Origin of the sequence: Puia sp., from assembly GCF_035546395.1 — a bacterium.
In the GTDB taxonomy this organism is placed as follows: Bacteria; Bacteroidota; Bacteroidia; order Chitinophagales; family Chitinophagaceae; genus Puia.
The window spans coordinates 114471-138900 of sequence record NZ_DASZXR010000011.1 but is presented as its reverse complement, the minus strand read 5'-3'; the positions used below and the strand labels follow the sequence as shown (position 1 = coordinate 138900).

The window sequence follows — 24430 nt, the reverse complement described above, 5'->3', positions numbered from 1 at the left end:
CCGCAGCAAACCCACCCGGCTAACGCGCCGCAGCCAGCGCACTGATAGCAGCCCCGCTCAGCGGCTCGGCCCACACCTGCACTTTATCCAGCAAACCTTTAAATCTCCGCTGACCCGGAAACTCCTCGTTCCTTCCCAACACCCATCGGTTCGTCCCCGACAGATTTACCCGCTCGTCCAACTTGGTCGATCCCTTCAATTTCCCGTCGATATACAGCTTCAATCCATCCCCCGTACAGACCCCGGCGATATGATGCCAATGCCCGAACCAGTCCGCCGGCAGATCCACCGTACAGTCACCCCGGCCCCAACCGCCCGCAAAGAACGAAAGCTGTTGATTATTCTTCACCTGCAACACATGATGATCCCCCTTTGTAAAAATATCGACAAGCCCTTCCCCCTTTTCCGATGGATAAACCCAGGCCGCCATCGTAAGCGTCTCGCCCATCTCGTCGAGCGAAGGCGAATTCGCTACCTCCACAAACGAATCACCCGAAACGCCAACCCTCGAAACCGAATTGCCGAGACCCGATCGGTCCACCAGCAGGCTGTCGCTCAACGAAAGCGAAAGCAACAAGGACCCAATGGCTTCATCAAACACCTTGAAAACAGACCGGTCCGTTCCCACCTCCACCGTTCTCACCCCCGCCCCCGATGGGACCCAATCCACGGTCACCCGCTTTTTCTCACCCGGTTGCAACAGCAGAGTGTCCGTCCGGATCAACCGCCCATCGATCACCGCGACAGGATACTCCCGCGCCACCCCCCCGATATTCCGGACAGAATAACTCAGGGTCTGTAATTGACCCCTCCACAGAAGATGTTTCAACTCAAGCTCGGAGATCTCAGCCTGCCCCACCCCGGCACCGGCGACCTCCACCTCCATGGAAACCCCACCGATCGTTAATAGATGTTTCCCCAACGGGTAAAGCCGGCAGTCCATCGAATCCACCACGACGCCTCCGGCCGGCACGAGGCAATTCTTTCGCGCATATTCCTTACCATCCACATCCAGCACCACCACCGCCGTCCCCAATTCACCCGGATTCTTAACAGTAAAGTGTATCCGAAACAATTCATGAGGTTCAACTCTGGCCTTTGACACGCCGGCATCCGAAAAAACAAACCGGTCCGGCTTGCCGGTCCCACCCGGCACCCCCAACACCAGTTCACCACCGGCACGGACCAGCGAATCCATCAGCACAGATCCCTTCACCATCCTTCCATTCATCCTCACCCCTTCTACCTCCTCTCCCCTTATCACCAGCGTTCTTCCCCCATCCAGCTTCACCCGCATCCGCTCAAACAACGGCGTTCCGATAACATACTCCGGCCTTCCCGGACACATCGGGAAAAAACCCATCGCCGAAAAAACATACCAACTGGAGAAAGCGCCCAGGTCATCATTGCCCGGAAGGCCTCCCGGCCCTGCCGAAAATCGCCCATCTCTGAACGCCCGTATCCATTCCCGCGTCTTGCCGGGCGCCCCCGCAAGGGCAAAAAGATAAGGAACGTGAAAGACCGTCTCATTGTCAAATACGATATCCCCCTTCGTCAGCGCCCCGTCCAATCGCCGCACAAATTCCCGGTCCCCACCCAGCAGCCGGATCAGTTCCTCCGGCCATTGTGGAGCGAAATAGGTATACACCCACGCATCTCCTTCTTTATATCCGCTGGTCCCCGGTCGGGCTAAAAATTTGTCCCCCTCCCTTGGCAGAAGAAAGAGCGACCCTGGATCCAACAGATTCCTAAAACTATGGCTCCGCTGGAACAAACGGTCGGCTTCCACGTCGCGATGCATCACCCGCTTGGCAAATACAGCCAAAGCCCAGTCATCATAAGCATACTCCACCGTACGCGTCACCGACTCCGGATAGCTGAGCGGCAAATACCCGAGCCGGCCATAAGCTGCCCGGTCCTCAGGCCGGTAAGGAGCATCAAGAACTCCCTTACAAAGCGCAGCATAAGTCTCTGCAGCACCCGTCGCCCGTACCCCCTTTAACCACGCATCGGCAACCATCGGAATACTATGGTTCCCGGTCATCGGCTCAGCGGGAAGCGCTCCCGTCTGCCGGTAAACATCCATCATGGATGCGAGAATATCCCGTTCCCGCTGTGGAAACAGCAGGGTCAGCAACGGCTGCTGACTCCGGAAGCTGTCCCAGGGCGAAAACCCACCATACTCCGCCATTCCCGCAGTCCGATGAACAAGTCCATCGCTGCCCCGGTATCGCCCATCCGCATCCGAAATGATCCAGGGCAACAGCAGCGAGTGATAAAGCGCGGTATAAAAAATGGTTTTATCCTCTCCCCGGCCCTCCTGGGGGACATCGATCACTGACAAGGCCTGCAGCCATTTCTCACGGGTCTGCCGCTCCACCTCATCAAAACGTAGCCCACCTGCCCGGTAATTTTGTTCCGCACTCGCAACGCTCACCCCGCTGATACCGATCGCGATCTCCACAACTGTCGCGCGATCCATGTCCGAAGCAAAAGTCAATATCCTTCCATCGCCCACCCTCTCGTCTCCAATCACCCGGTCGCTAAAATGCAACGCGCCAATCCCATCCAATCCCGCCACCCAAAGTCTGGGAACCACTCCACGCGGAAACGTACATCGCATCCAACCGACCCTCTCCGACGCAGTGACCTCCACCAGGGTCCCGTTATCCCGGAAAAGGACCCCGTAATACCCCGGCCTCGCAATCTCGTCGGCGTGAAGAAATTCCCTCGGCGCAGGCACACCGGAACCCACCAATGACGCAGGCACACCGGAACCCACCAATGACGCAGGCACGCCGGAACCTGCCACCGGCATGATCCTTCCCCTCCCGGCCGAACCTCCGGGATAACCGCTCAGATGGCCAAAACAACTGAACCAGCCGATCGCTCCATCGCCGTAATCATAACCGCCCCCGGTCTTCGTCTCAGGCGTCATCTGCACAAACCCCCAGGGCGCCACCGCCCCCGGATAGGCGCCACCCTCATTTCCCCATTTGGTCACCACATCACTCCTTCCGGTCCCGATCATCGGGTCGACGTAGTCGACAGCCCGTTTTCCGGCCGAATACACCACCAGCGACCGGCCCGCATCTCGCTCCTGCCTCACCGACACACTGTCGGGCCGGCGTCCATCCTCGTCAAATACGACCAGCTCGTTCGCCCCATCCCTCAACCAGCACTCGGGGATATAAAGCCCCGGAGCGGGAGTCTTCTCGGGATATCGGCCAAGATGATGTCCATTCACCCAAACCGACCCATGCCCAAGCCCATCGACATGCACACGCCAGATAGGATGCTCGCCACGGTCCGCATAACGCCCCACCCGGAACTCCGAACGATAGAAACAGGGTGCGCCGGCCGCCCCAGGACCACCAAGCACTCCACTTCCCCCACTCGCCGCGCCTGAAGCCGGCCCGCTCCCCCCAATCCCCGCCAATCCCTTCCAATCTTCTATCGAGTCCGGGTCACTAACCCCACCACGCATACTCCACCCCGTTATCTCCCGCGAACCCGAGAAATAATGCACCTCTACCGGCCGGTCGATCCCACCCTCATTGGAATAATTTTCGATAAAGACGGTCAGAACAAGCGGCCGCGCCATCGTATCCAGCCCGCCGATATTAACGGCAAACGGCAAATTCCATCCCTCATGCCGTAACAGCCGCCGCCTATTCAAAAACACAACCGCATTCTCATCCGTACTTCGAAAATCCAGCACCCCATGGACAGCGCCCATCGGCGGCTCAGGCAGCTCCACCCGAAACCAGCCAAAGCCCTCTTTGCCCCCAAACGCATCATCGCCGATCCTATAGTCGCGCCAACCCTCTCCAGTCCCCGCCAAAGAACCCACCCCTGTCATCGGCAAAACCTTCACCGTATCCTCCAACGGCCCCATCGCCCGCAGAAAACGCCAACCCGCCAGTCGATACGGCACAGTCGCCCCGCGTTCCAACCTCACGTCACCATAAAGCCCCTTCGGATCGGCCGCATCCATCGACCCCATAAAACCCGCCAGCTTGTCTCTTCCGTCATGCGCCGCAAACAACGCCAGCAAATGATCACCCGCGTCCAACGACAACGGAAAATTCCCCTCGTGTAAGCTGCCCGCCGCCGCAAACTTCCCGTCAACAAACACACTCACCCGGTCCCCACCCCTCGCCTGCAAAGTATACTCGCCCCCGGTATCGATCCGCACCCTCGCCCGATACCAGGCATCCGCCGTACGGTCCCCATCGGCGCCCATTTGCAACGGCCGCTCACTCGCCAGCCAGCAGCGATCACGGTCATGAAAATCCGGCCGTGCCTCGCCGGCCGCAGAATGCACCCGCCAGACACTCAACGCCGCCACACTATCCGCAGCTACCGGCAAACCTCTTCTCGTCTCAGCCCGCAATACCCTTCCCTTACCCCCTGGCCCAAACACCCAAATCGAATCTGCAGCCATTCCCCGCACCTCCGCCACCACCGAAACAACCCCCTCCCTCATCCGCACCTCGCCAATATATCCCTCGCCACAAACGATGTTCCCTTTATCAACGATCCAGGTCCTATCCGCCATCCGCCGATCCACCGCCAACACCCGCAACACCTCCCCACCAGCCCGTAAGAAAAACTCCTGCGGCGCAGCCGCAAATCTCGCCCGCAACTCCCTCGGCTTCCCAGCAATAATAAATTCCAAACGCGCCTCACTCCCCTCCTCTCCCTCGACAACCATCGTCTTGATCACCCCCCCACCCGTCAACTCCGCTCCCACGATCCCCATAACCCGCACCGGCGCCCACTCCAATATCATCGAAGGCCCCAAAATAAAATGATGCACCACCGGGAAGATCTCCCCCGGAGCCAGCACGACAGGCGCCCCGCGAACCTCCGTCCTCACAGTCGTCGATCCTGGATTATCGAGAAACACAAGATCCCCCAACAAAGCATGCCTCGCCGTCACCCGCACCGCCGTATCCCGCACAAACCTCTTCCAACGCGCCGTCCCATCCACCGCATCCGCTAGCACCGCCTCAAAGCTCCGCGCAAACCAGGCCGCCCGCTTGAATGCAAAGTACACCGGTCGCAAATCCCCCGCCTGTCCCACCGCCGCCCCATAGTCATAGGACGCCGCATCCTCATCATTATTCGTAAAACCAAAATTACTCCCCCCATGCGCCATGTAATAGTTGTATCCGCCACCACCATGCGCGATGATCTTCCAGGTCCGCCGCGCATACACCGCCGAATCCCGCGCCCCCGACCCATAACCATTGTACCACACACTCCAAAATTCCGTCGAGAACCACGGATTCGGCCGCCCCGGATCATCCAGGCTCGCCGCATCGCTAGCCAGCCGCGCATCACCAAGGCCCGCCGCAACCCGCCCATCCCCCGCCGGATCACTCGAATGATGCAGCCCACTAAAAAAATAAGGGACCTCGAGTCCCTTCGACAACGCCTTCTCGCGCAAATGCCGGAAATACCCATCCGGCATCGCCGTCCCCCATCCCAGGTTATGCTCATTCTCCAACTGCACAAGGATCACCGGCCCCCCAAACCGCACCTGCTGCCTGCAAACGATCGGCAATAACCGGTCGAAGAACCGGTCCACACACCCAAGGAACTCCGGGTTATCCTCGCGAACTCTCACGCCGGGTTTGAATCGTAACCATAATGGATATCCGCCGTTGTCCCATTCGGCGCAATAGTAAGGTCCCACCCGGACGATCGCATACATCCCCATCTCACCCACCAACCGCAAAAAAGCCTCCAGGTCATGATCCCCGCTAAAATCGAACTTCCCTTCCTCCGGCTCATGAAAATTCCAGAACGTATAAGTCTCGATACAATTAAAACCCGCCCGCTGCAACCACTGAAGCCGGTCCCGCCAAAGCTCATGCGGCACCCGCGCATACTCCATCCCCGCCGACACGAGAAAAGTTCGCTTCCCCTTCACCAAAAATCCTTTCCCGTCAAAATCGATATACGGCTTCGCCACCGCCGCCGCAGGAAAGATATGATCATTCGAGCCTCCCGCCGAAGAAGCCGCCCCATCGCCAACGGAAGCCGCTCCACCACCCGCCAGCACCTTATACTTTCGATACAACTCCAGCGCCACCGCCACCGCATCCCCCTTCGCCTCAGACGAATAGCTCTCATGTCCATTCACCCAACTCCACTCCCAGTCCTTCACTTCCTTCTCAAAAACAGCCCAATCGATCTTTCCCTTATCCAGCTGCGCAAACAACATCTCCCACCTGTGCTTATAAAAACCCCGGATCAACCCCGACCACTGCCGGTTCGAATATTCCCTTAATCCACTCTCCTTATCCCCCCAAAGCGTAATAAGATCCCGCGCATTCTTCTCATACAGACCCCTCTCAGCAACAGTAACCCCACAATCCCGCGCAGCCCGTATCCACCGTCCCAGCAAAAATTCGGGCCGCGTCGCCAGCAACCGGTCCATATCATCCATCAACGACAAAAACTCCCGGCTGTGTCGCCGGTAACCGGCCGTGTCCCCCCGCTTCCAGGCCTCCACCCACTCCTGCTGCAAAGGATTGGCATAATTGGCCAGCATCTGCCGCGTCATATCCACAAGATCATACCGATACCCCTCGCTCTTCCCAAGCACCGGCGCAGCCCGCCCAAACAACCCAACCGCCCGAACAAGCACCGCCGGATCATAATCCAATCCCGTCAATACCCGGTCGATCTTTTTCTCAAAGGTCGGCCTCGCCTGGAAGATCGACTCCGGCCCACCCTCACCCAGACCACCGCGATAAACGCTCCGTTCCAACAACGCCCACGCAGAATCGACGTCAGCCCAAACCCGGCCATTCGCCGCCAGGCCCTCCCCTCCGCAATCTCCATATCGTTCGGCCGCATACTCCCTCAACCAGGAAGGAACATCGATAACCCCATCCCCCCACACATTCTCCAACATCAAATGATACAACGCCGGATTCTGCTCGATCCCCTCCGGCGTCAGCCCAATCCCCACCATCCTCCCCGAAGCCGGATCGTGCAACGCCGCCGAAGGATCTTCCGCCGCATGACTCATCCGCCCCCAAAGCGCGTTATTCCCCCCGAAATTGTGCAGCATATTCCAAATCCACGGTTTCCCATAGTAAGCGTCAGTCCGATTCCAAACGGGATGACTCTCACTATAAAGATCCAGCAAGATCATCCGGTCATCCGGCACCGCCTTCAACAAAGCCTGTATCTGCACCGGCTTCCAATAAGCCGCATTATAATGGAACATCCACCCCTGCATCACCCACACCGCCGCCGGATCGGCCGCCGCCATCGACGCATACACCTTCTTGCTCATCGCATCTAAGTAAGCCGAATCCGAAGTAGGCGGCACATTCTCATTAAAAGTATCCGCAGAATAAAAATGATCCGTCCCAAACTCGCGCGTCTGCACAGCAAGAAACCTCCGCCCGATCTCCACAAAAAGCGGATCCGCCGGATCAAGGATATACACATCCGGAAACCCCGCATCCCAATTCGTCCGCTTCACCTTCGCCCCCGGAAACCGCCGGACAAAAGCCGGCGGCACATGCCCCGTAAACGCCGGCAACACCGGCTTCATCCCAAACGCCCGTTCCGCCGCCAATATCTTCTTCTGAAGCAGCCGGTGGCTCTCCTTCCAATGTCCCGGCAAAGGCCCGCCCCAGGCATCGATGTTCCCCATCCACAACCAGGAAAAATACGCCGGCCCGGTAAAGAATGCATCCAACTCACCATCCGTAAAACCCATTTCCCGATACACCTCCTGCCAGATCGCCTCCTCCCCCGTCAACGCCAACGGCATATTGATCCCATTCATCGCCATCCAGTCGATCTCCCGCTGCCAGCGCGCCCAATCCCACCAGGCCATCGAATAATTGAAAGTGCAATAATTGAGATAGTAACGATAGGAATAAGGAGTCTGCCGCCGCACCCGCCCGGTCACCACCGGCAACTTCGCCGGCAAAGACAAAGGCGACGACGAAGTATTCCAGCTGACCAGCACATGACAATAATGCCGCAAATAATAATTCAAGGCCGACGCCACACTCACGCCGTTACTCCCCCTCAACACGATCTTCCTGTCAGCACGGCCGTAAACCTCGAACACATCCTTGCCCCCCACCGGCGCAAGATATTCCACAACAAAGGCCCCAGCCCTATCCCTCACCACCCGGTGCAGGAAAGCATCCAGCGCCCCCCGGTCAAGCCCCGAAGTCGCAGAAGCATCCAATTGCGAAAAAGCGGCCTGGCACACCAGTGCCAGCGCCGCCGTAAAAACCATTTTTCTCATCAATAAACTAATAATTCGGATTTTGCTTGATCACCCCCTTGCTCTCATCGATGATCTCCTGGGGGATCGGCATAAAATAGTCTTTTGGCCGTGTAAAAGTACGCGAAGGAATGACAACCGCCCCATTATACGGCGGCAACGGCGACGCCGCCTTCGCCCGCCCAACAATGGTATCCAGGTTGACGATCTTATCCTTATCCCAACGCAACAGATCCTGCCACCGGATATTCTCCCCACCCAGCTCGACCCGCCGCTCGTGGATCAGCTGCTGCATCCCCGCACCCGACACCGGGGCAAGACCCGCCCTGGCACGAACCAGGTTGATCTCCGCATCGCCCGCGCCCGGTCCACTCATCCGGATCTTCGCCTCGGCAACGAGCAGGTAGACATCCGAACTCCGCAACAGCGGCTGCTTCAGATCATAATCGACCCCGCCGTCACCCGTCGTAGCCGGCGGAGCCGGAGGCATGAATGCCGTATATTTCTTGATACAGTAACCCGTTGTGGACATGCTGGGCAACATCCGGCCCGTAGAAGCACCCGACATCCCGGCGAACATCTGGTACGCATCCCCATCGCCAATAGTGACAATATTCGTCTGGTTGGGTATCGTATCCCCCACCGAGATCAACGTGGCCGCCTTCCGGACCGTATCGGCCGCCTCGAACTCATCGGCAAAATTCTGCGTGGGGTGATGGAAACCCCAGCCCTGCCAGGCCCTCGGCGTAAAATACGTGCTGATCGCGGAAGCTGGGACATTCGCGATCTCCTGGTTCTTGTTCCACACCGCAAAAAGGATCTCCGTATTGCTCTCCTGGTTACCAAGCGTGAAATTATAGGTATAGTTGGGCGCCAGCGCATAGTTGGCATCCTTGATGACATTCGTCCCCATCGCGATCGCATCCGCAAACCGGTCCTCGAACATATACAGCTTACACAACAACCCCCAGGCCGCACCCCGGCTGACCCGGCCCTTGTCGGCATCGCCATAGATCACATCCGGCAACAGGCTGACGGCTTTCAAAAGATCCGACTCCACCTGCGCCCGCACGGAATCCAACGGCGACTTCGGCACATTATAGCTCTCCTGCTGCACATTCTTCTCGAGGACCAACGGGATATCCCCATAGATCTGGCTAAGCACGAAATACGCATGGGCCCGCAGGAAATACGCTTCCCCAAGAGACCGGTTACGGATATCGGCATCCATCACGGGCACCTTCGGAATATAGATGATCGCATTGTTCGCCCGCGCGATCTGCTCATAGGCAAAAGGCCAGGTGATATAGATCAGCTGTAACGTCGGATCGATATTGAATCGTTCGATCGCCTTGAAATCCGGATGATCGCCATCCACGGAAATATCGTCGCTCTGATCGTCATACGCATACAGATCATGCCCGACCCAGTCCTCGGTATACAAAATATTATAGATGCCCAGGACGCCGGCAATGACATCGTTCTGGTTACGCCAGTAGTTCGCCGTAGTATACTCCCCGCTGGGATTCTGATCCAGCGGATGCTTCACGCAACCACTCCCCTGCCCCCCCGACAACACGAGGACCAAACAAATGAATATGTAAGATTTATGATTGAATTTCATGACTAAAAATTTATGGTTCCTCCAAACGTAAAGCTCCGGGTCGCAGGATACTGCGCCAGGTCGACACCCCGTTGCAATCCCGGTGTCGAGGACGAGGGATTGGTATACCCCAGCTCCGGCGTATACCCCGGGTACCTGGTCAGCATGAAGACATTGTAGCTGCTGATGTAAAAGCGAATCTCCGGGATGGTATATTCGCCGATCGTGAACTTCGGAAGCGTATACCCCAGCGTCAGGCTCTTTAAGGAAAGATAGTTGCCATTGAAGACCCACAGGTTCGAACTCCGGTAATTATTGTTCAGGTTCGCGATGCTCAGCCGGGGAATACTGTTGCTCGTGCCTGCCCCATGCCATCGGTTCTTCTGATCGCCATACCAATTGTACACCTGTGTGGCATCCAATCCGGAAAGCCGGTCGGCGTCATACAATTGAAAACCCGTTGCACCCACAAAGTTGAACCCCAGGTCGAAATGCCCATAGCCAAGCGTCCCATGGAAACCGAAGACAAAGCGAGGGTTAGGATCGCCCAGCCGCACCCGGTCGCTATCCGTTATCTGGCCGTCTCCATTGATGTCCACGAACCGTACGTCGCCGGGTTTGATGTTGGGCCTGTTGGCGTCATTGGCTACATTCGGATCCTTGTCGATATCGCTTTGCGATTGGTACAGTCCGTTGGCCCGGAACCCATAGAACGAGGCGACGGGCTGCCCTTCGTAGGTCCGGGCAATATCCGTATTCTCCCGTCCGTAGGGCGTGGACTGCAGATAAGTGGTGCTTCCATACAGCCGCGTCACCTTATTGCTCAGGAACGATGCATTCGCCCCAAGCGAATATGACACCTTACCCACCCTGTTCTGGTAGTTGACTTCTATCTCCACCCCTCTGTTATTGATCTTCCCCAGGTTATAGTCGGGCAGCGTTATATTCCCCCGGTCATCCGGCAAATTGGTCTGCGCCCCGAAGGTCTCGACCAACTGCAACGGGATCAGCATGTTCGAAGTGTTCTTGTTGAAATAGGTGACCGTCGCCGTGAGGTGATTGTTCAACGCAGCCAATTCCGCGGCTACCGTGGTAGTAACCGCCTTTTCCCAGGTGATATTCGGATTCGCCAGGGAAATGATATAGGCTCCGTTGTTGTACACCGTGTTGGTGCCCAGGCTATATCCGTAGCCGCCGCCGCCCGTGCCGCCACCGCCGCCATATCCGATAATGCTCAGGTATTGGAAGTCGCCGACATTCTGATTCCCCAATTGCCCCCAGCCACCGGTCAGCTTGAGGGAGTTGATGATGTTCTTCATGCCCTCTCCATACCACTTCTCATCCGATACCCGCCAGCCTGCCGAGAAAGCCGGGAAATAACCCCAGCGCTTACCCGCCGCGAACTTGCTCGATCCATCCGCGCGGAAAGTGGCGGTAAACAGGTATTTGTTCAGGAAGGAATAATTGCCGCGGACAAAATACGATTGCAAGCCCCAGGGATTATAGCTATAACCACTATTGGAGGCGGTGCTGCTGGCGCCCAGGTTAAGCACCCGCTGATTCACACTCGTATCGCTAAACCCGCCACGCGAAGCATTGAAATAATTGCCCTTGAAGGTCTGGGCGGAATAGCCACCCGTAAAGGTCAGCGCATGCGCCCCGAAGCTGTGGTTATAGGTAAGATAATATTCTTCCAGCAGGGTCGTACCCTTGAAATACGCCTGCGTCAGCGAGGCGATCGACGGTCCCCGCGTCTGGTCCGGCATCGCATTGTCATACTCGTAGTATTCGTCGGTATTGTGATCGTACCCGAAATTGGCCCGCACTTTCAGCCCCTTCAGCACCTCCAGCTCGGCGTATCCATTGGCCAGCACCCGGTCCACCAGGTTGTACTTCTGTTGCTCCGTAGCCGTCGCCACCGGGTTGTTGATATCCCCCAATTGGTTATCGGCCTGCGATGACCCCCAGCTTCCATCGGGGTTCACCACGGGAATGGCCGGGTTGAAGCGGATCGCGCTCCACACAAGGCCCGTTTGAGAGCTATGGGTATTGGGTGACGCATCTCCCGCGCCGGTATAGAACGTCCCATCCGTATGCGAATACACCGCGTTCTCGCCTATCCTAAGCCGGCTCCCGATCTTGTGCTCGCTGTTCATCCGGAAGCTGTACCGCTTGAAATACGAGTTGACGATCATCCCCTTTTCATCATAATAGTTGCCGGAAAGACTGTAATTCGAATGGGTGTTGCCGCCGCGCAATGCGACATCGGCATTCGCCACCGTACCGGTACCCATCAGGGCCCGCTGCCAGTCGGTGCGCTGCGTCGTATAGTAAGAATTGCTCCATACCGACGGCACCGAAAGACCGTCGTTGGTATAAGCCTCCGTCTTCAGGGCGACAAGATCGGGCGCCTGCAGCATCGGCAGGAATTTCACCGGGTTCTTGTTGCCTCCGTAAATATTCACCGAGGTCTTGAGCTGCTCGCCATAATTGCCTTTCTTCGTCGTGACCAGCACGACGCCATTGGCGGCCCGGCTTCCATAGATCGCCGATGCCGAAGCGTCCTTCAGGATCTCGATCGACGCGACATCATTGGGGTTCACGTCATTGAGCCCGCCCGACGGCACCCCATCGATAACAACCAGCGGATCGCTGTTATTGATCGTCCCCGTCCCCAGCACCCGGATGCTTGGGATATTGCCCGGCGACCCATCGTCCCGGACGATATCGACACCCGTCGCCCGGCCCTGGATGGCGTCCGCCGCATTGCTCACCGGTTGATTGTGAATATCCTCTCCTTTCACGCTGCTGATGCTGCCCGTAACATCGCGCCGCCGCTGCGAACCGTAACCCACGACGACCGTTTCGGTCAATCCGGTCGCCGCCGGTTGCAAGGCTAACGACAGGATTACCGCCTGCTCGCCACCCACCGTAATGGTTCGGGTCTCCGTTTTATATCCCACATGCGAGATCTCCACCTGGTAGGTGCCCGCGGGAATGGTCAATTCGAACTTCCCTTCCTTATCGGTCACCGTACCGGTCAAACCCTTGACCGTGATGGCCGCGCCTTCGAGCCCCACGTTGTTCTCATCCTTGATCACCCCCCTCACGGGACCCGGCGCCCGCGCGTTCGCGGCATCCCGCGCCTCGTCCTTCGCCTTCACGACGATCGTCTTGTCCTGCACGACATAAGTGAACGGCTGGTCCTTGAAACACAACGCCAACACCTGGTCCACCGTGGCGTTACGCACCCGGATCGTCACCTTCTTCGCCTTCGCCAGTAAATGACTGTTGAAAATAAAATTATACCCCGTCTGCTGCTGAAGGCTCTCAAACACCTGCTCGAGCGTAGCATTCTTCTTGGAAACGGTAACGGTCTGCGACAGACCCGCCGCGGAGACCTGGAGAGCAGCTGCAAGCAATGCAATGGCAGTCAGTTTCATAACTGCAGTTAATTTCATACTGTTGATATGTTTGGTTCGAGAATACGCGTCAGGGCAAGACAATGATTTTCCTTCCTTCGATCCGGAAATGCACCGAATTCGTCATCTCCAGCGTATGCAACAATTCCCCGATACTCTTGCTCCGGGATACGATCCCGGAAAAATCCTGGTCCGTTCCATCCGTCCGGTACACCACCTCGACATTATACCATCGCTCCACCTGCCGCATCAGTTCCCGGATCCCCGTCTCATGAAACCGGAATAACCCATTCTTCCAGGCAATGGCCTGGTCGACATTGGCCTCCGAAACGGTCAGCCCATGCTTCTCATGATCCAGCACCGCTTGCCTACCCGGCTCCACCTCCGCGGCCGCTCCTCCCTGCGCCGTCACCCTCACCTTCCCGCTCACCAGCGTCGTACGGCTCTCTTCCTCATTCTCATACGCCATGATATTGAAGCTCGTCCCAAGCACCTGCACATCCTCCCCCGATCCGGCATGCACCACAAACGGCTTCTGCGCATCCCCGGCGATCTCGAAATATCCCTCGCCCGTCAATTCCACTCTCCGCTCCGCACCGGTGAACACCGTTGGGAAGCGAAGCGATGACGCCGCATTCAGCCATACCTTACTGCCATCCGGCAACACCACCTGGTACTGTCCCCCATACGGCGTGGCGATCGTATTAAACATCACCCCATCGTCCTTCTTATTCCTGGCGTCATAGGCGAGCACCCCGGCATCGACCTTGACGACCTTTGAGCTTCCCTGCTGCGCGAGGATCCCATCCTTCACGCTGTCCAGTGAAATGGTCGATCCGTCGCCCAGTGTCAGTACGGCCTTATTCCCGCCTGGCACGATAGGGGCTGAAGACCGAACCGTCGTCACCCGCCGGTCTCCGCCATGATCACGCCCACTCAAAAACCAATAAGCGACACCTGTCCCCAAACAAAAAACAAGGATTGCCGCCGCCCGCATCCTCCCGATGACAAACAGCTTTGCCCGCTTGGGTTTTTCCGTCGCCGTCCGGATCTCCGTCCACATCCTCGCCCAATCAGCATCCGCCTCGATCCCCTCATCGTCTCCTTTCAGCCAATCCTCCGCCATCAGCTCCTTCATCGCAGCCTGACCGGCTGAACCCTTCATCAGCCGGAATAGCTCCCGTACCTCCTCGTCCGAAGCCAGATTGTCCCTGTATCGTTTCAATAGTAGATAAATCCTTTCCGTTCCCATGCGCATAATAGTACCCCTATAGAGTCAGCAGATCGAAAAAAGGATGAGCCGGCGTGAAAGTTTTTTTATTTTTTTCCGGCAAGCAGGAAGGCCAATAACCAAAGGATAGATAAGATATTATCCTTCATATAGTTCCGAATGTATTTCAACGTGTGCAGAAGATGGCTCTTTACCGTATGCGGCGACACCCGCAGGACAGCGGCGATCTCGTCATTGCTCTTTCCCTCCCTGCGGCTCAGCTGGTAGATCAGCCTTTTCCGGGGAGATACCCCCTCCAGCGCTTTATTGACAAACCGCTCTCCATCATTGGCATACACCGTCTCCTCCGTCTGGTTGCAACTCCGGTTGGCAGCCCAGGCCGAAAGCCGCAGGATCCTCGCTGCATTGGCTTCCCGGCGAAGATACCGGTTGATCTTGTTGTAGATGATGGTATAAAAATAGGTGTTGGCGTCCTTCACCGCGGCAAGGTTCTTCCTCCCCGTCCAAACACTGATAAAAACATCCTGCGTGATCTCCTCGGCGGCAAAACCGGACTTGGTCCATTTTAACGCCAGGTTGTAAACCCTGGACCGCCACGTCACAAAGAACGATTCAAACACAACCTCATCCCCCACCGCAATGGCGTCGAAAAGCGTCCTCATATCAGCAGCGGGGATTCTCATAAAGCAGAATAAAGTTATAAAAATTTATTATACTTTTATTTTATGAACAGGTTAAGATTTCTTCCTGCGACACTTTTCATTTTAGCATCTTGTAGCAACCCGCCCGAAACCCATACCCTGTTCACAGAGGTCCCACCCGAAACTTCGCATATTGATTTCCGTAATGAAATAAAGGAGAACGAAGACTACAATATCCTCACTTATGAATACCTCTACAACGGCGGCGGCATTGCCGTCGGCGACATCAACGGCGACGGCCTTCCCGACATCTTCTTCACCGGTAACATGACGCCCTGCCGCCTCTATCTCAACAAAGGGAATTTCGAATTCCAGGATATCACGCAGCAGGCCGGGGTGCAGGGCCGCCTCAAATGGAAGACAGGCGCCGTCATGGCCGACGTCAACGGTGACGGCCTGCTGGACATCTATCTCTGCTACTCCGGCCCCGGCAGCGACGAAGACAGACGCAATGAGCTTTATATCAACCAGGGATCGGTCAACGGCGTTCCCACTTTCAAGGAATCCGCAAAAGAATATGGCCTCGACGCCCCGGGGACCTACACCACCACCGTCGCCTTCTTCGATATGGACAACGACGGGGACCTCGATATGTTCATGGTCAACCACGCCGACATGTTCTACAATCCCTTCTTCAACACGGAGAAGCTAAGAGCCACGCGTCACCCCAAATTCGGCAACCGCCTTTACCGCAACGACAAAGGCCATTTCACCGATATCAGCGAACAGGCCCATATCGATGGCAGCGGCCTCAACTTCGGGCTTAGCGTCGCCATCAGCGACCTCAATGGCGACGGCTGGCCCGATATCTATGTCACCAATGACTATGACGAACGCGATTTCCTGTATCTCAACAAACACGACGGAACCTTTAAGGAAGTACTGACAAAAGCCACCGGCCACATCTCCGAATTCGCCATGGGCTCAGACATCGCCGACTACAACAACGACGGCATGCCCGACATCGCCGTGCTCGATATGCTGCCCGAAGACAACCACCGCCAAAAATTGCTTCGTGGCCCCGACAACTACGACAAGTATACCATGCGCGCCGGCCACGGCTTCGGTCACCAGCAAATGCGCAATACCCTCCAGCTCAACAATGGGATCAACAGCGAAGGCGTCCCCCTGTTCAGCGAGGTCGGCCAGCTGGCCGGAATGTCCAACACGGACTGGAGCTGGACCCCGCTCTTTGCCGACTTTGACAACGACGGCTGGAAGGACCTCTTCATCTCCGATGGCATCTTCCGCGACATGACCAATCTCGATTTCGTAAAATATACCTCGGGCTACTCCGTCGGCCAGGCGGAAAAGCTCGGCGACAAGCTCGAGATGTGGCGGCTGGTGAAGCAGATGCCCTCGACAAAGCTGAGCAATTATGTCTTTCATAACAACGGCGACCTCAGCTTCGACAACAAGACGGCCGAATGGGGATTCACCCGCAAAGCCATCAGCAACGGCGGCGCCTATGCCGATCTCGATAACGATGGCGACCTCGACCTAATCATCAACACGATCGATGACGCCCCCATCCTCTACCGCAACAACGCCTCCGAACAACACAAAGGGCACTACTTACGCATCCGGTTAAAAGGAGACGGCCTCAATACCCAGGGCATCGGGGCGAAAGCTACAATTACCACCAAACATGGGTCTCAATACGCAGAACAATACCTCACCCGCGGATTCCAGTCTTCTATCGACCCGATCCTCCATTTCGGTTGCGGCGGCGATTCCCTCATCACGTCCATTCAGATTCGATGGCCCGGCGGAAGACTATCCACCCTCGGCCCATGCAAAACAGACAGCCTGCTCACCATCTCCGAAAAAGACGCCGCCGCCCCGCCGTCAAACCTCGCAAGTCAAACACCCGTCACCACCACACCCCTCTTCACAGACATCACCCACACCTCCGGCATCCAATACACCCACCAACCCTCCGGCTTCGTCGACTTCAAAATAGCCCCCCTCCTTCCCTATCAGGTCTCCCATCTCGCCCCCTGCCTCGCCAAAGGCGATGTCAATGGCGACGGGCTCGACGATATTTTCATCGGCGCCACATCCGGCCAGGATAGCCGGCTCTATCTCCAAACCCCCGACGGCCGATTCGTCCCATCGACAAGCCAACCCTGGAACATGGATAAAGACCACACCAACACCGCCGCCCTCTTCTTCGACGCCGACGGCGACGGCGACCCCGACCTCTACCTCGTAAGCGGAGGCGCCGACTATCCCCTCAACAGCCGGCAATACCAGGACAGGCTCTTCGAAAACGACGGCAAAGGGAATTTCCGCCTCGTACCCGACGCCCTCCCCGCCGAAACCATCAGCGGCGGCTGCGCCCGCTCAGCCGACTACGACAAGGACGGCCTTCCCGATCTCTTCGTCGGCGGCAAGCTCGTCCCCGGCTTCTTCCCCAGCTGCCCCGAAAGCCTGATCCTCAAAAACAGCAGCAAACCCGGGCATATCCACTTCGAAAAAGACACCCGCCAGGATACCCTCCTCAACCGTCCCGGCATGGTCGCCGACGCCTGTTGGATCGATCTGAATAAGGACGGTTGGCCGGACCTAATCCTCGCCGGCCCCTTTATGCCCATCACCATCTTCGACAACGAACACGGCCGCCTCACCAACCGGACCAACGCCAACGGTCTCGGCCACACGCAGGGCTGGTGGACCACCATCCTTCCCATCGATATCGACCAGGACGGCAATACCGACCTGGTCATCGGTAACCTCGGCACAAACACCGCGTTCAAAGCCTCCGAAAACCAACCGTTACAGGTCTACTACGGCGACTTCAGCGGTAACGGCACCTTCGACCCCATCCTCACGTACTTCACGCAGGGCAAAAGCTATCCCTATGCCTCCCGCGACGAATTATTACGCGAGCTTCCCGCCATGCAAAAGAAATTCAGCCGCTATGCCGACTATGCCGACGCACAGATAGAAGATATTCTCAGTCCCGACCAGTTGGCAAAAGCCGGCACAAGCCGCATCACCCAGCTCTCGTCGGTGTACCTCCATAACGACGGCAACCGCCATTGGACAAGCCACAAGCTGCCCAATTACGCACAGATAAGCATGATCAATGGGATAGTACCGGAAGACATCGACGGCCATCGCTGCCTCGTGCTGGCGGGCAATCTCTACCCGCTGCGGGCGCAGATGGGCCCGCTCGACGCGGGAATGGGCATGGTCCTGGCCATCGACAGTGGCCGGCTGAACGCAGCCCCCTACCGCCTGACCGGTCTGAACATCCCGGGCGATACCCGTTGCCTCATCGGATTGAAAGGGAAAAAATACCAATTCCTGGTGGCCGCCGGCTACGGCGACTCCGTACAGGTGTTGAGAAGGTGAATTACATTTTCACCAACTTATACCCGGCCGCGGCTTTGCCATCATTGATGCGGATAAAATAGATGCCGCTGGATAAACGCGAAACATCCAGCCCAAAGGAAAGATCGGTCACCCGCGAGCTCATCACCCGCTGCCCCGTCTGATCATACACCTCCAGCACCGACCCCAGGCACCCCCCGTCGCTTATCTTCACCGACACCCGGCTGACCGCCGGGTTCGGATAAATACTCAACATCGGCGTCCGCCCCGTAGTCTCTATCTCCGTGGGCTGATCCGTCGACAGCGCAGCCACCGACGCTGCATTCGACGACAACAACGCATAACGGAAACCACCGGGCGCAAACACCGTGCGCATCCGGTCCCGCTGCCCATAGGTGAACATATGCATCCCCAGATCATCGGTAAAATCCATATAGTTCATATACATATTGCCGTAAGGCATATTCCCGCAGGAAATAACGATCCCCGTCGGATCACCATAAGTGGCCTGCGATTGCGGCGGCGTATCGGCGACCTCGTCGTCCCCGCAATCCGCATCGCCCCAGACATGGATCATGTTCAGCCAGTGCCCGATCTCATGCGTCGCCGTCCGGCCAAGATTATACGGCGCGGTCGCAGTGCCCATAGTACCGAACGCCGTATAGCTCACTACGATCCCATCCGTCTCCTTCGGCCCGCCGATAAGGCTGGAATATCCCAGCGTGGCGCCCTGCAGGTTACAGACCCAGATGTTCAGATACCGGTCCCGGTCCCAGGCATTGTCCCCGCCCGTGGCCGAAGATTTCATATCGTCCTCCATCGAAAATGCCGTGATGTTCGTATGCTTGCGAACGATACCCGTAGTGGGCCGGTCGTTGGTGTCAAGCCCCGCAAGTACGAATTGGAAACCGCAGTTGGCGGCAAAAGAGCTATAATAGGCAGGAATATTTGAGGTGTCGGGATTCAGCTTCTGGTAGTCGCGGTTAAGTTCGTCTATCTGCGAACGGATCTGCGCATCGCTGATATTCTGCCGGGAATTGCTGTAAATGACATGAACGACCACCGGGATCGTCACCAGCTGAGGCGAAACGATGGCCCCCTTGGTAGGAGCAGCTCCGGTGACTTCTTTCGATTCGATCTCCAACTGGCGCCGCGTAAATTGCTCATTGGCCTGCACAGCAGAGCCCAGAGCGGGATGAAGGCTCAACTGCCGCTGACGATAGTCAAAGGACCCACAGCTTCGCTGGCTCAACCCGGGTAATGCGATCAACAAGCACCCGTAAAGGGGTAAAAAGTACTTCATGATACGATTCTTTTGAATCGGCAGATCACAAGTATTGGCAGCTGATCATAAGTATTGGAGTATAGGCGGCAAATTTGCACCCGGTATCACCGGTGCAGGATTGATGAGTAGAATAGTGGTGTTATCAGCAACGGCATTACACTACAGCCGGCTTTAACGCTGGACTTCACAATGTCCAGGTATTGGATTAGCTTTCAGGAAGGATATTACACTGCATCGAACCGCTCGCGGCAGTTCCGCAAAAACGCCTGAAACAGACGCATTGGCCGACAGAACCCATGTAGAAGTGAAATTGTGGTGTGTGGTGCAGGGGGCCCTGTTCAAAAGACAATTCCCTGTAAAGCAATACATTTTTTTTGAAAAATGCAAGTTTTTTAACCCTTATTTTTGCCGACATATGAACAAGCTGAGCCTTTGCCTCCTCGCCGGAACGCTGATCGTAGCCTGTAATAACCCCTCCCAAAACGACGCCCCCGCGACCAATACGGGCAACGTCGCCGACAACACCCCGCCAACCCTGGACTTTACAGTCGTAAAAGCCTACCCCCACGACACCAGCGCCTATACAGAGGGGTTCCTCTTTCATGATGGGAAGTTGTATGAAGCCACCGGGACCGAACCCGATATGCCCGCCGGCCGGCGCTCCCTATTCGGCACCGTCGACCTGGCCACCGGCAAGATCACCCCAAAAGCGGAACTCGATCGCAACAAATATTTCGGTGAAGGAATCGCCTTCCTCAACGGCAAAGTCTACCAGCTCACCTATAAGACGAAAGTGGGTTTCATCTACGACGCCACCACCTTTAAAAAGCTCGGCGAATTCACCTTCCCCAGCGCCGAAGGCTGGGGCATGACCACCGATGGCGCCTACCTCATCATGAGCGACGGCACCAGCAACATCAGCTACCTCGACCCCAACACCTTCCGCCTCGCCAAAGTCCTCGGCGTGACCGACAACAACGGCCCCGTCAGCAACATCAATGAATTGGAACTCATAAAAGGCTATCTCTACGCCAACCAATGGCAAACGAACTATATCCTGAAGATAGACCCAGCCAGCGGAAAGGTAGTCGCCAGGCTGAATCTCGATAACCTCGTCAGCCAGGCGCGCAATCAATACCCCGACGCCGAAGTCCTCAACGGCATCGCCTATGACTCCACCTCCGGAAAGGTCTACGTCACCGGCAAACTCTGGCCCAGTATATACGAGATAAAATTTCCTATTTAGCTACTACGTAAATTAAGCTGGAGCATTTCGACTTGTCGACAAATGCCCGGAAATTGGAAGAAAAGCCGTTAAGAACGCCGCGCAAAGTACTGCCGCCGCCCTTCCCGCGGTACTTCTCGCTTAACATACTGATATACACCGCGTCATACCACATCGGCTGTGAATACTGCAACTGCAGCTTATGCTCGTCCAGCAACGCCTCCATCGCGTCGGGGGAGAAATGATAAAGATGACGCGGCACGTCATAGGCCGCCCAGGCCGCACCATACACCTGCGCATCATACGAAGTATAGTTGGGGACGGCGATAAAGATCCGTCCATTGCGCCGAACCAGGGTCTTCAGCTGTTCGACGTAAGGATGCAAATCATGTACATGTTCCATCACATGCCATAAAGTGATCGCATCAAAACTATCCGGCGGCAACTGGAACAGCTGATCCATCCCCAGCAGCTGCACCCGGTGATCCGTCCGCGCATGGTCTCTCGCCGTCTCATCCGGCTCCAATCCCGTCACCTCCCAACCCTCCTGCTGCATATAACTGACAAATGCCCCCGTCCCAGCCCCGATATCCAGCAGCTTGCCCAGCTTCTTGCGCGTAGCCGAAGCGATCAACCGGTACTTGTCCGATAGGGTCTGCTTGCGCACCAGGTGATACAACCGGTTGACAAGACCTTTATTCGTATTGCTATGGGAGATATAGTCCTCGCTGCGGTAATAAGGCCCGATGGACGCCGCATCCGGCACATCCTGCGTAAATCGCAGGGTGCATTTCCGGCATTGCCAGATCGCAAAAGACTCGTGGGAAACAGTGTGGTCCACCGCCTGAAGCGCCGGCTCGAGCTCAGTCGATTGGCAGACGGGGCATGTGGTATAGTGAATCAGGGGCATAGACGCTGAAAAGAGCTAGAATTTGGTTTGATTGCCCGTCGACAACCCATGAGAATAGAAATACCAGCCGAGAAAGGCCAGACCGGCCACGGCGATGACCAATGCAATGACCCACCAGGCCACCCGCCGGCGCCGCCGCGCATCGTCATGCAGCATTTCGGCCATCTCATCGCTGGTCCGCTCCCGGTCCCCCACCACCAGCGTATGCTGGGCATTCTGACGACTGACCCGCATCGCCGGCGTTGGCTGCAGAAACACGAATGGCGCAGGAGCCGGCTCAAAAAGCACATTCCCCGAACCATCCTTCTTCAACACCCCCACCCCGTCCCAGGTCACGACATCCCCATTATTAATGCGCCTCCGAAGCTCGAACGAGAACTCGTTATACCATTTAATAGCCTCATAATCAAGGACATTACGCTGGGTCGCGATATAGGAGAAGAATTCCTTGTCGGGAGCGTCGAAGTATTTGTCAAATCGGAAATGATACACCGGCGGCAGCATCGTCCGGTCGGCCACGTCAACGGCAGCAGGCAGGGTCTCCAGGTAGATCGTCCCCAACCCCGGGATACTGATGCTTCGATGTTGATATAAATAGGCGTTAAGGACGTCGAACATGGCTGCGAATGTAAACATTTTGCATCATCCGGGAAACGCAAAACTTCCCTCCTGGTGCAAAATGCGTTTAACGATTGGCCTTCGGCCGATGGGCCCCTGGCCCATCCTGTTACTTTTTATCCCCAAAAGAAAATATTATCCCGCCCAGCACATTAAATCCATATACGGGGTACTGGTGCCACCGCTCATATTTATTATTGAAGAGGTTATTCATCTGGAACCACAGGTTCAACATCCGAGTGATGCGGAACTCCACGCCCGCATTCATATCCGCCCCATTATCCCCCTTGAACGGCACCCCATCGGTAGGGGAACGGTACTGCGCGGCCGTAAAAGCATAAAAGTCCAGCTTCGCATAGAAATCCTTAAAGGCCTGCCACTTCAAATGCGCATTCACCTCCGTCGGCAAAAGCCCCCAGGGCTTAAGTTCCGTCTTCAGATCCTTGTATTGATAGATATTCACTCCCGCCGTGACCGTAAAATCCTCGCCCTGCAGGTAGCTCAGCTCCCCATGCAGCTGCAACGCTTTCATCGACGACTCGTAGCGTATCAGGAAATCTTTCCCGCCGCCCACGCTGTCGTTGACAAACAACGGCATATTCTTATACGTGAGGAAACCGATCTTCGCGGAGTATGTAAAGTGGTTGCTGATCGATCCCTTGAAGCCTCCATACGCCTCCTGCATCCGCGTATTCCGCAAACTGTCCATCGGCTGGGCCAGCCAGGGATTGATCGATTCGAACCGCTGATACGATCCCTTATCATAATACCCCACAAATCCGGCCTGGATGCTAAACCGTTTGTCGTCCGTCGCGATATCCGCCAGGAAATTCGGCAGCAGGTAGAAGTTGGTATTGTCCCACGACGGCGTTACCGCCGCCTGCAGGAAGAAATTGGACGTCTTCACCAAAAAAGCCGGATTGACATAATAAATGTTGTTGTTCTGCGGGAATGGGTTCGAAGCCCCTGCCGGCGCCGTCATGCTGTAATGCGTCAGATCGGCCGTAAAGCCCAGGTCAAAGGCATAATCCTTCCCGATCGTCTTCTCGAGCGGCAGGTTCAGCACCGTATTGGCCTCCGTTCCCTTGGGATCGTGGTTATCCGTAAAATAAGAGATCTTGATATTGGGATGATACAACAGCCCGAATTCCGTCGGCACCGTATTACGCAGGCTAAGCCCGCCAAAAAAGGTCTGGAATCCCTGCTTCAGCTGATCGTTGGTAAACTTCAGCGTGTCCGGCCGGTACCCATAAAGATGATAGACATCGTTCTTGAACCCGACATTCCCGCTCCACTCCAGGTTATTCGTAGTCTTCACCGTCCCGATCAGCTTCACATCCGTAAGGCTGTTCTTCTGATTGGGCAAACTCCCCTTCGAGCTGAGTTGATTCGCAAAAAGATTGAAGAAGGTGGTCTTCCCATCCCCAAAGCTAAAACCCGTCCGGATATACGGGATATGTACGTTGCCCACCCCGATCTTGATAAAATTGTAATTCACCCAGGGATTGATGGTGTCGCGCTGCAACGCCACCGGTTTTAGTTCCCCGGGCTGATAGCTGAGAAAAAGATAGGACGGCGGGATCGTATAGTTCAATCGGGGCCGGCCCGTATCCACCGCCGGCGGCGCAGCATTGAAGTTTATCTTCACCGCCTCCCGCAGCACCGGCTTAAAAGAGGAGGTGATATCGATCGTCCTGCGCTTGGTCGTATCCTGCGCGTGCAGCGAAACGCTGGCGCAAAGCACGCCGGCGATCACAAGCAAAAAAAGTTTCTTATCCATGAAAGCGTACATTCAGATTGATTAATAGGTACCGGGAACGCGGC

11 protein-coding genes are annotated in these 24430 nt (G+C 56.4%); 2 read left to right on the top strand and 9 right to left on the bottom strand.

The genetic code is table 11. The features are described 5' to 3' along the window. Positions 1-19: 19 nt before the first annotated feature. The 5 genes from VHE34_RS11230 to VHE34_RS11210 all read right to left on the bottom strand — a co-directional run bounded on the left by VHE34_RS11230 (position 20) and on the right by VHE34_RS11210 (position 15211). Positions 20-8293, bottom strand: a complete 8274-nt coding sequence (locus tag VHE34_RS11230; RefSeq protein ID WP_325587813.1) for a GH92 family glycosyl hydrolase — start codon at positions 8291-8293, stop codon at positions 20-22. A gap of 7 nt (positions 8294-8300) precedes the next feature. Next, the gene (locus VHE34_RS11225; protein WP_325587811.1) at positions 8301-9896 is read right to left on the bottom strand and encodes a RagB/SusD family nutrient uptake outer membrane protein; all 1596 of its coding nucleotides are present in this window, start codon (positions 9894-9896) and stop codon (positions 8301-8303) included. 2 nt (positions 9897-9898) lie between these two features. Beyond that, the gene (locus tag VHE34_RS11220) at positions 9899-13318 is read right to left on the bottom strand and encodes a TonB-dependent receptor (protein ID WP_325587809.1); all 3420 of its coding nucleotides are present in this window, start codon (positions 13316-13318) and stop codon (positions 9899-9901) included. A gap of 49 nt (positions 13319-13367) precedes the next feature. Further along, entirely contained in the window at positions 13368-14549 is a 1182-nt protein-coding gene (locus tag VHE34_RS11215; protein ID WP_325587808.1) for a FecR family protein, read from the bottom strand. A 65-nt stretch (positions 14550-14614) separates the two neighbouring features. Beyond that, a complete protein-coding gene (locus tag VHE34_RS11210) occupies positions 14615-15211 on the bottom strand; it encodes a sigma-70 family RNA polymerase sigma factor (RefSeq protein ID WP_325587806.1) in 597 nt (198 codons plus the stop codon). A gap of 42 nt (positions 15212-15253) precedes the next feature. On the opposite strand from VHE34_RS11210, the gene VHE34_RS11205 reads away from it, so the two are divergent. Continuing rightward, complete coding sequence (locus VHE34_RS11205) at positions 15254-18589, top strand: VCBS repeat-containing protein (protein ID WP_325587804.1); 3336 nt, start codon at positions 15254-15256, stop codon at positions 18587-18589. Position 18590: 1 nt separating this feature from the next. Here VHE34_RS11205 and VHE34_RS11200 read toward each other — a convergent pair whose 3' ends face one another. Next, entirely contained in the window at positions 18591-19871 is a 1281-nt protein-coding gene (locus tag VHE34_RS11200) for a M43 family zinc metalloprotease (protein ID WP_325587802.1), read from the bottom strand. Positions 19872-20268: 397 nt separating this feature from the next. On the opposite strand from VHE34_RS11200, the gene VHE34_RS11195 reads away from it, so the two are divergent. Further along, the gene (locus VHE34_RS11195) at positions 20269-21099 is read left to right on the top strand and encodes a glutaminyl-peptide cyclotransferase (RefSeq protein WP_325587800.1); all 831 of its coding nucleotides are present in this window, start codon (positions 20269-20271) and stop codon (positions 21097-21099) included. Here the strand turns inward: VHE34_RS11195 and VHE34_RS11190 are convergent. From VHE34_RS11190 to VHE34_RS11180, 3 genes are all read right to left on the bottom strand, one after another. Continuing rightward, entirely contained in the window at positions 21092-21988 is an 897-nt protein-coding gene (locus VHE34_RS11190; RefSeq protein WP_325587798.1) for a methyltransferase domain-containing protein, read from the bottom strand. The genes VHE34_RS11195 and VHE34_RS11190 overlap by 8 nt on opposite strands. Positions 21989-22003: 15 nt before the next feature. After that, positions 22004-22606 carry a hypothetical protein gene (locus VHE34_RS11185; protein WP_325587796.1) on the bottom strand — a complete coding sequence of 201 codons (603 nt, stop codon included), beginning with the start codon at positions 22604-22606 and terminating at the stop codon, positions 22004-22006. A gap of 109 nt (positions 22607-22715) precedes the next feature. Further along, positions 22716-24386 carry a hypothetical protein gene (locus tag VHE34_RS11180; RefSeq protein WP_325587794.1) on the bottom strand — a complete coding sequence of 557 codons (1671 nt, stop codon included), beginning with the start codon at positions 24384-24386 and terminating at the stop codon, positions 22716-22718. Positions 24387-24430 lie beyond the last annotated feature (44 nt).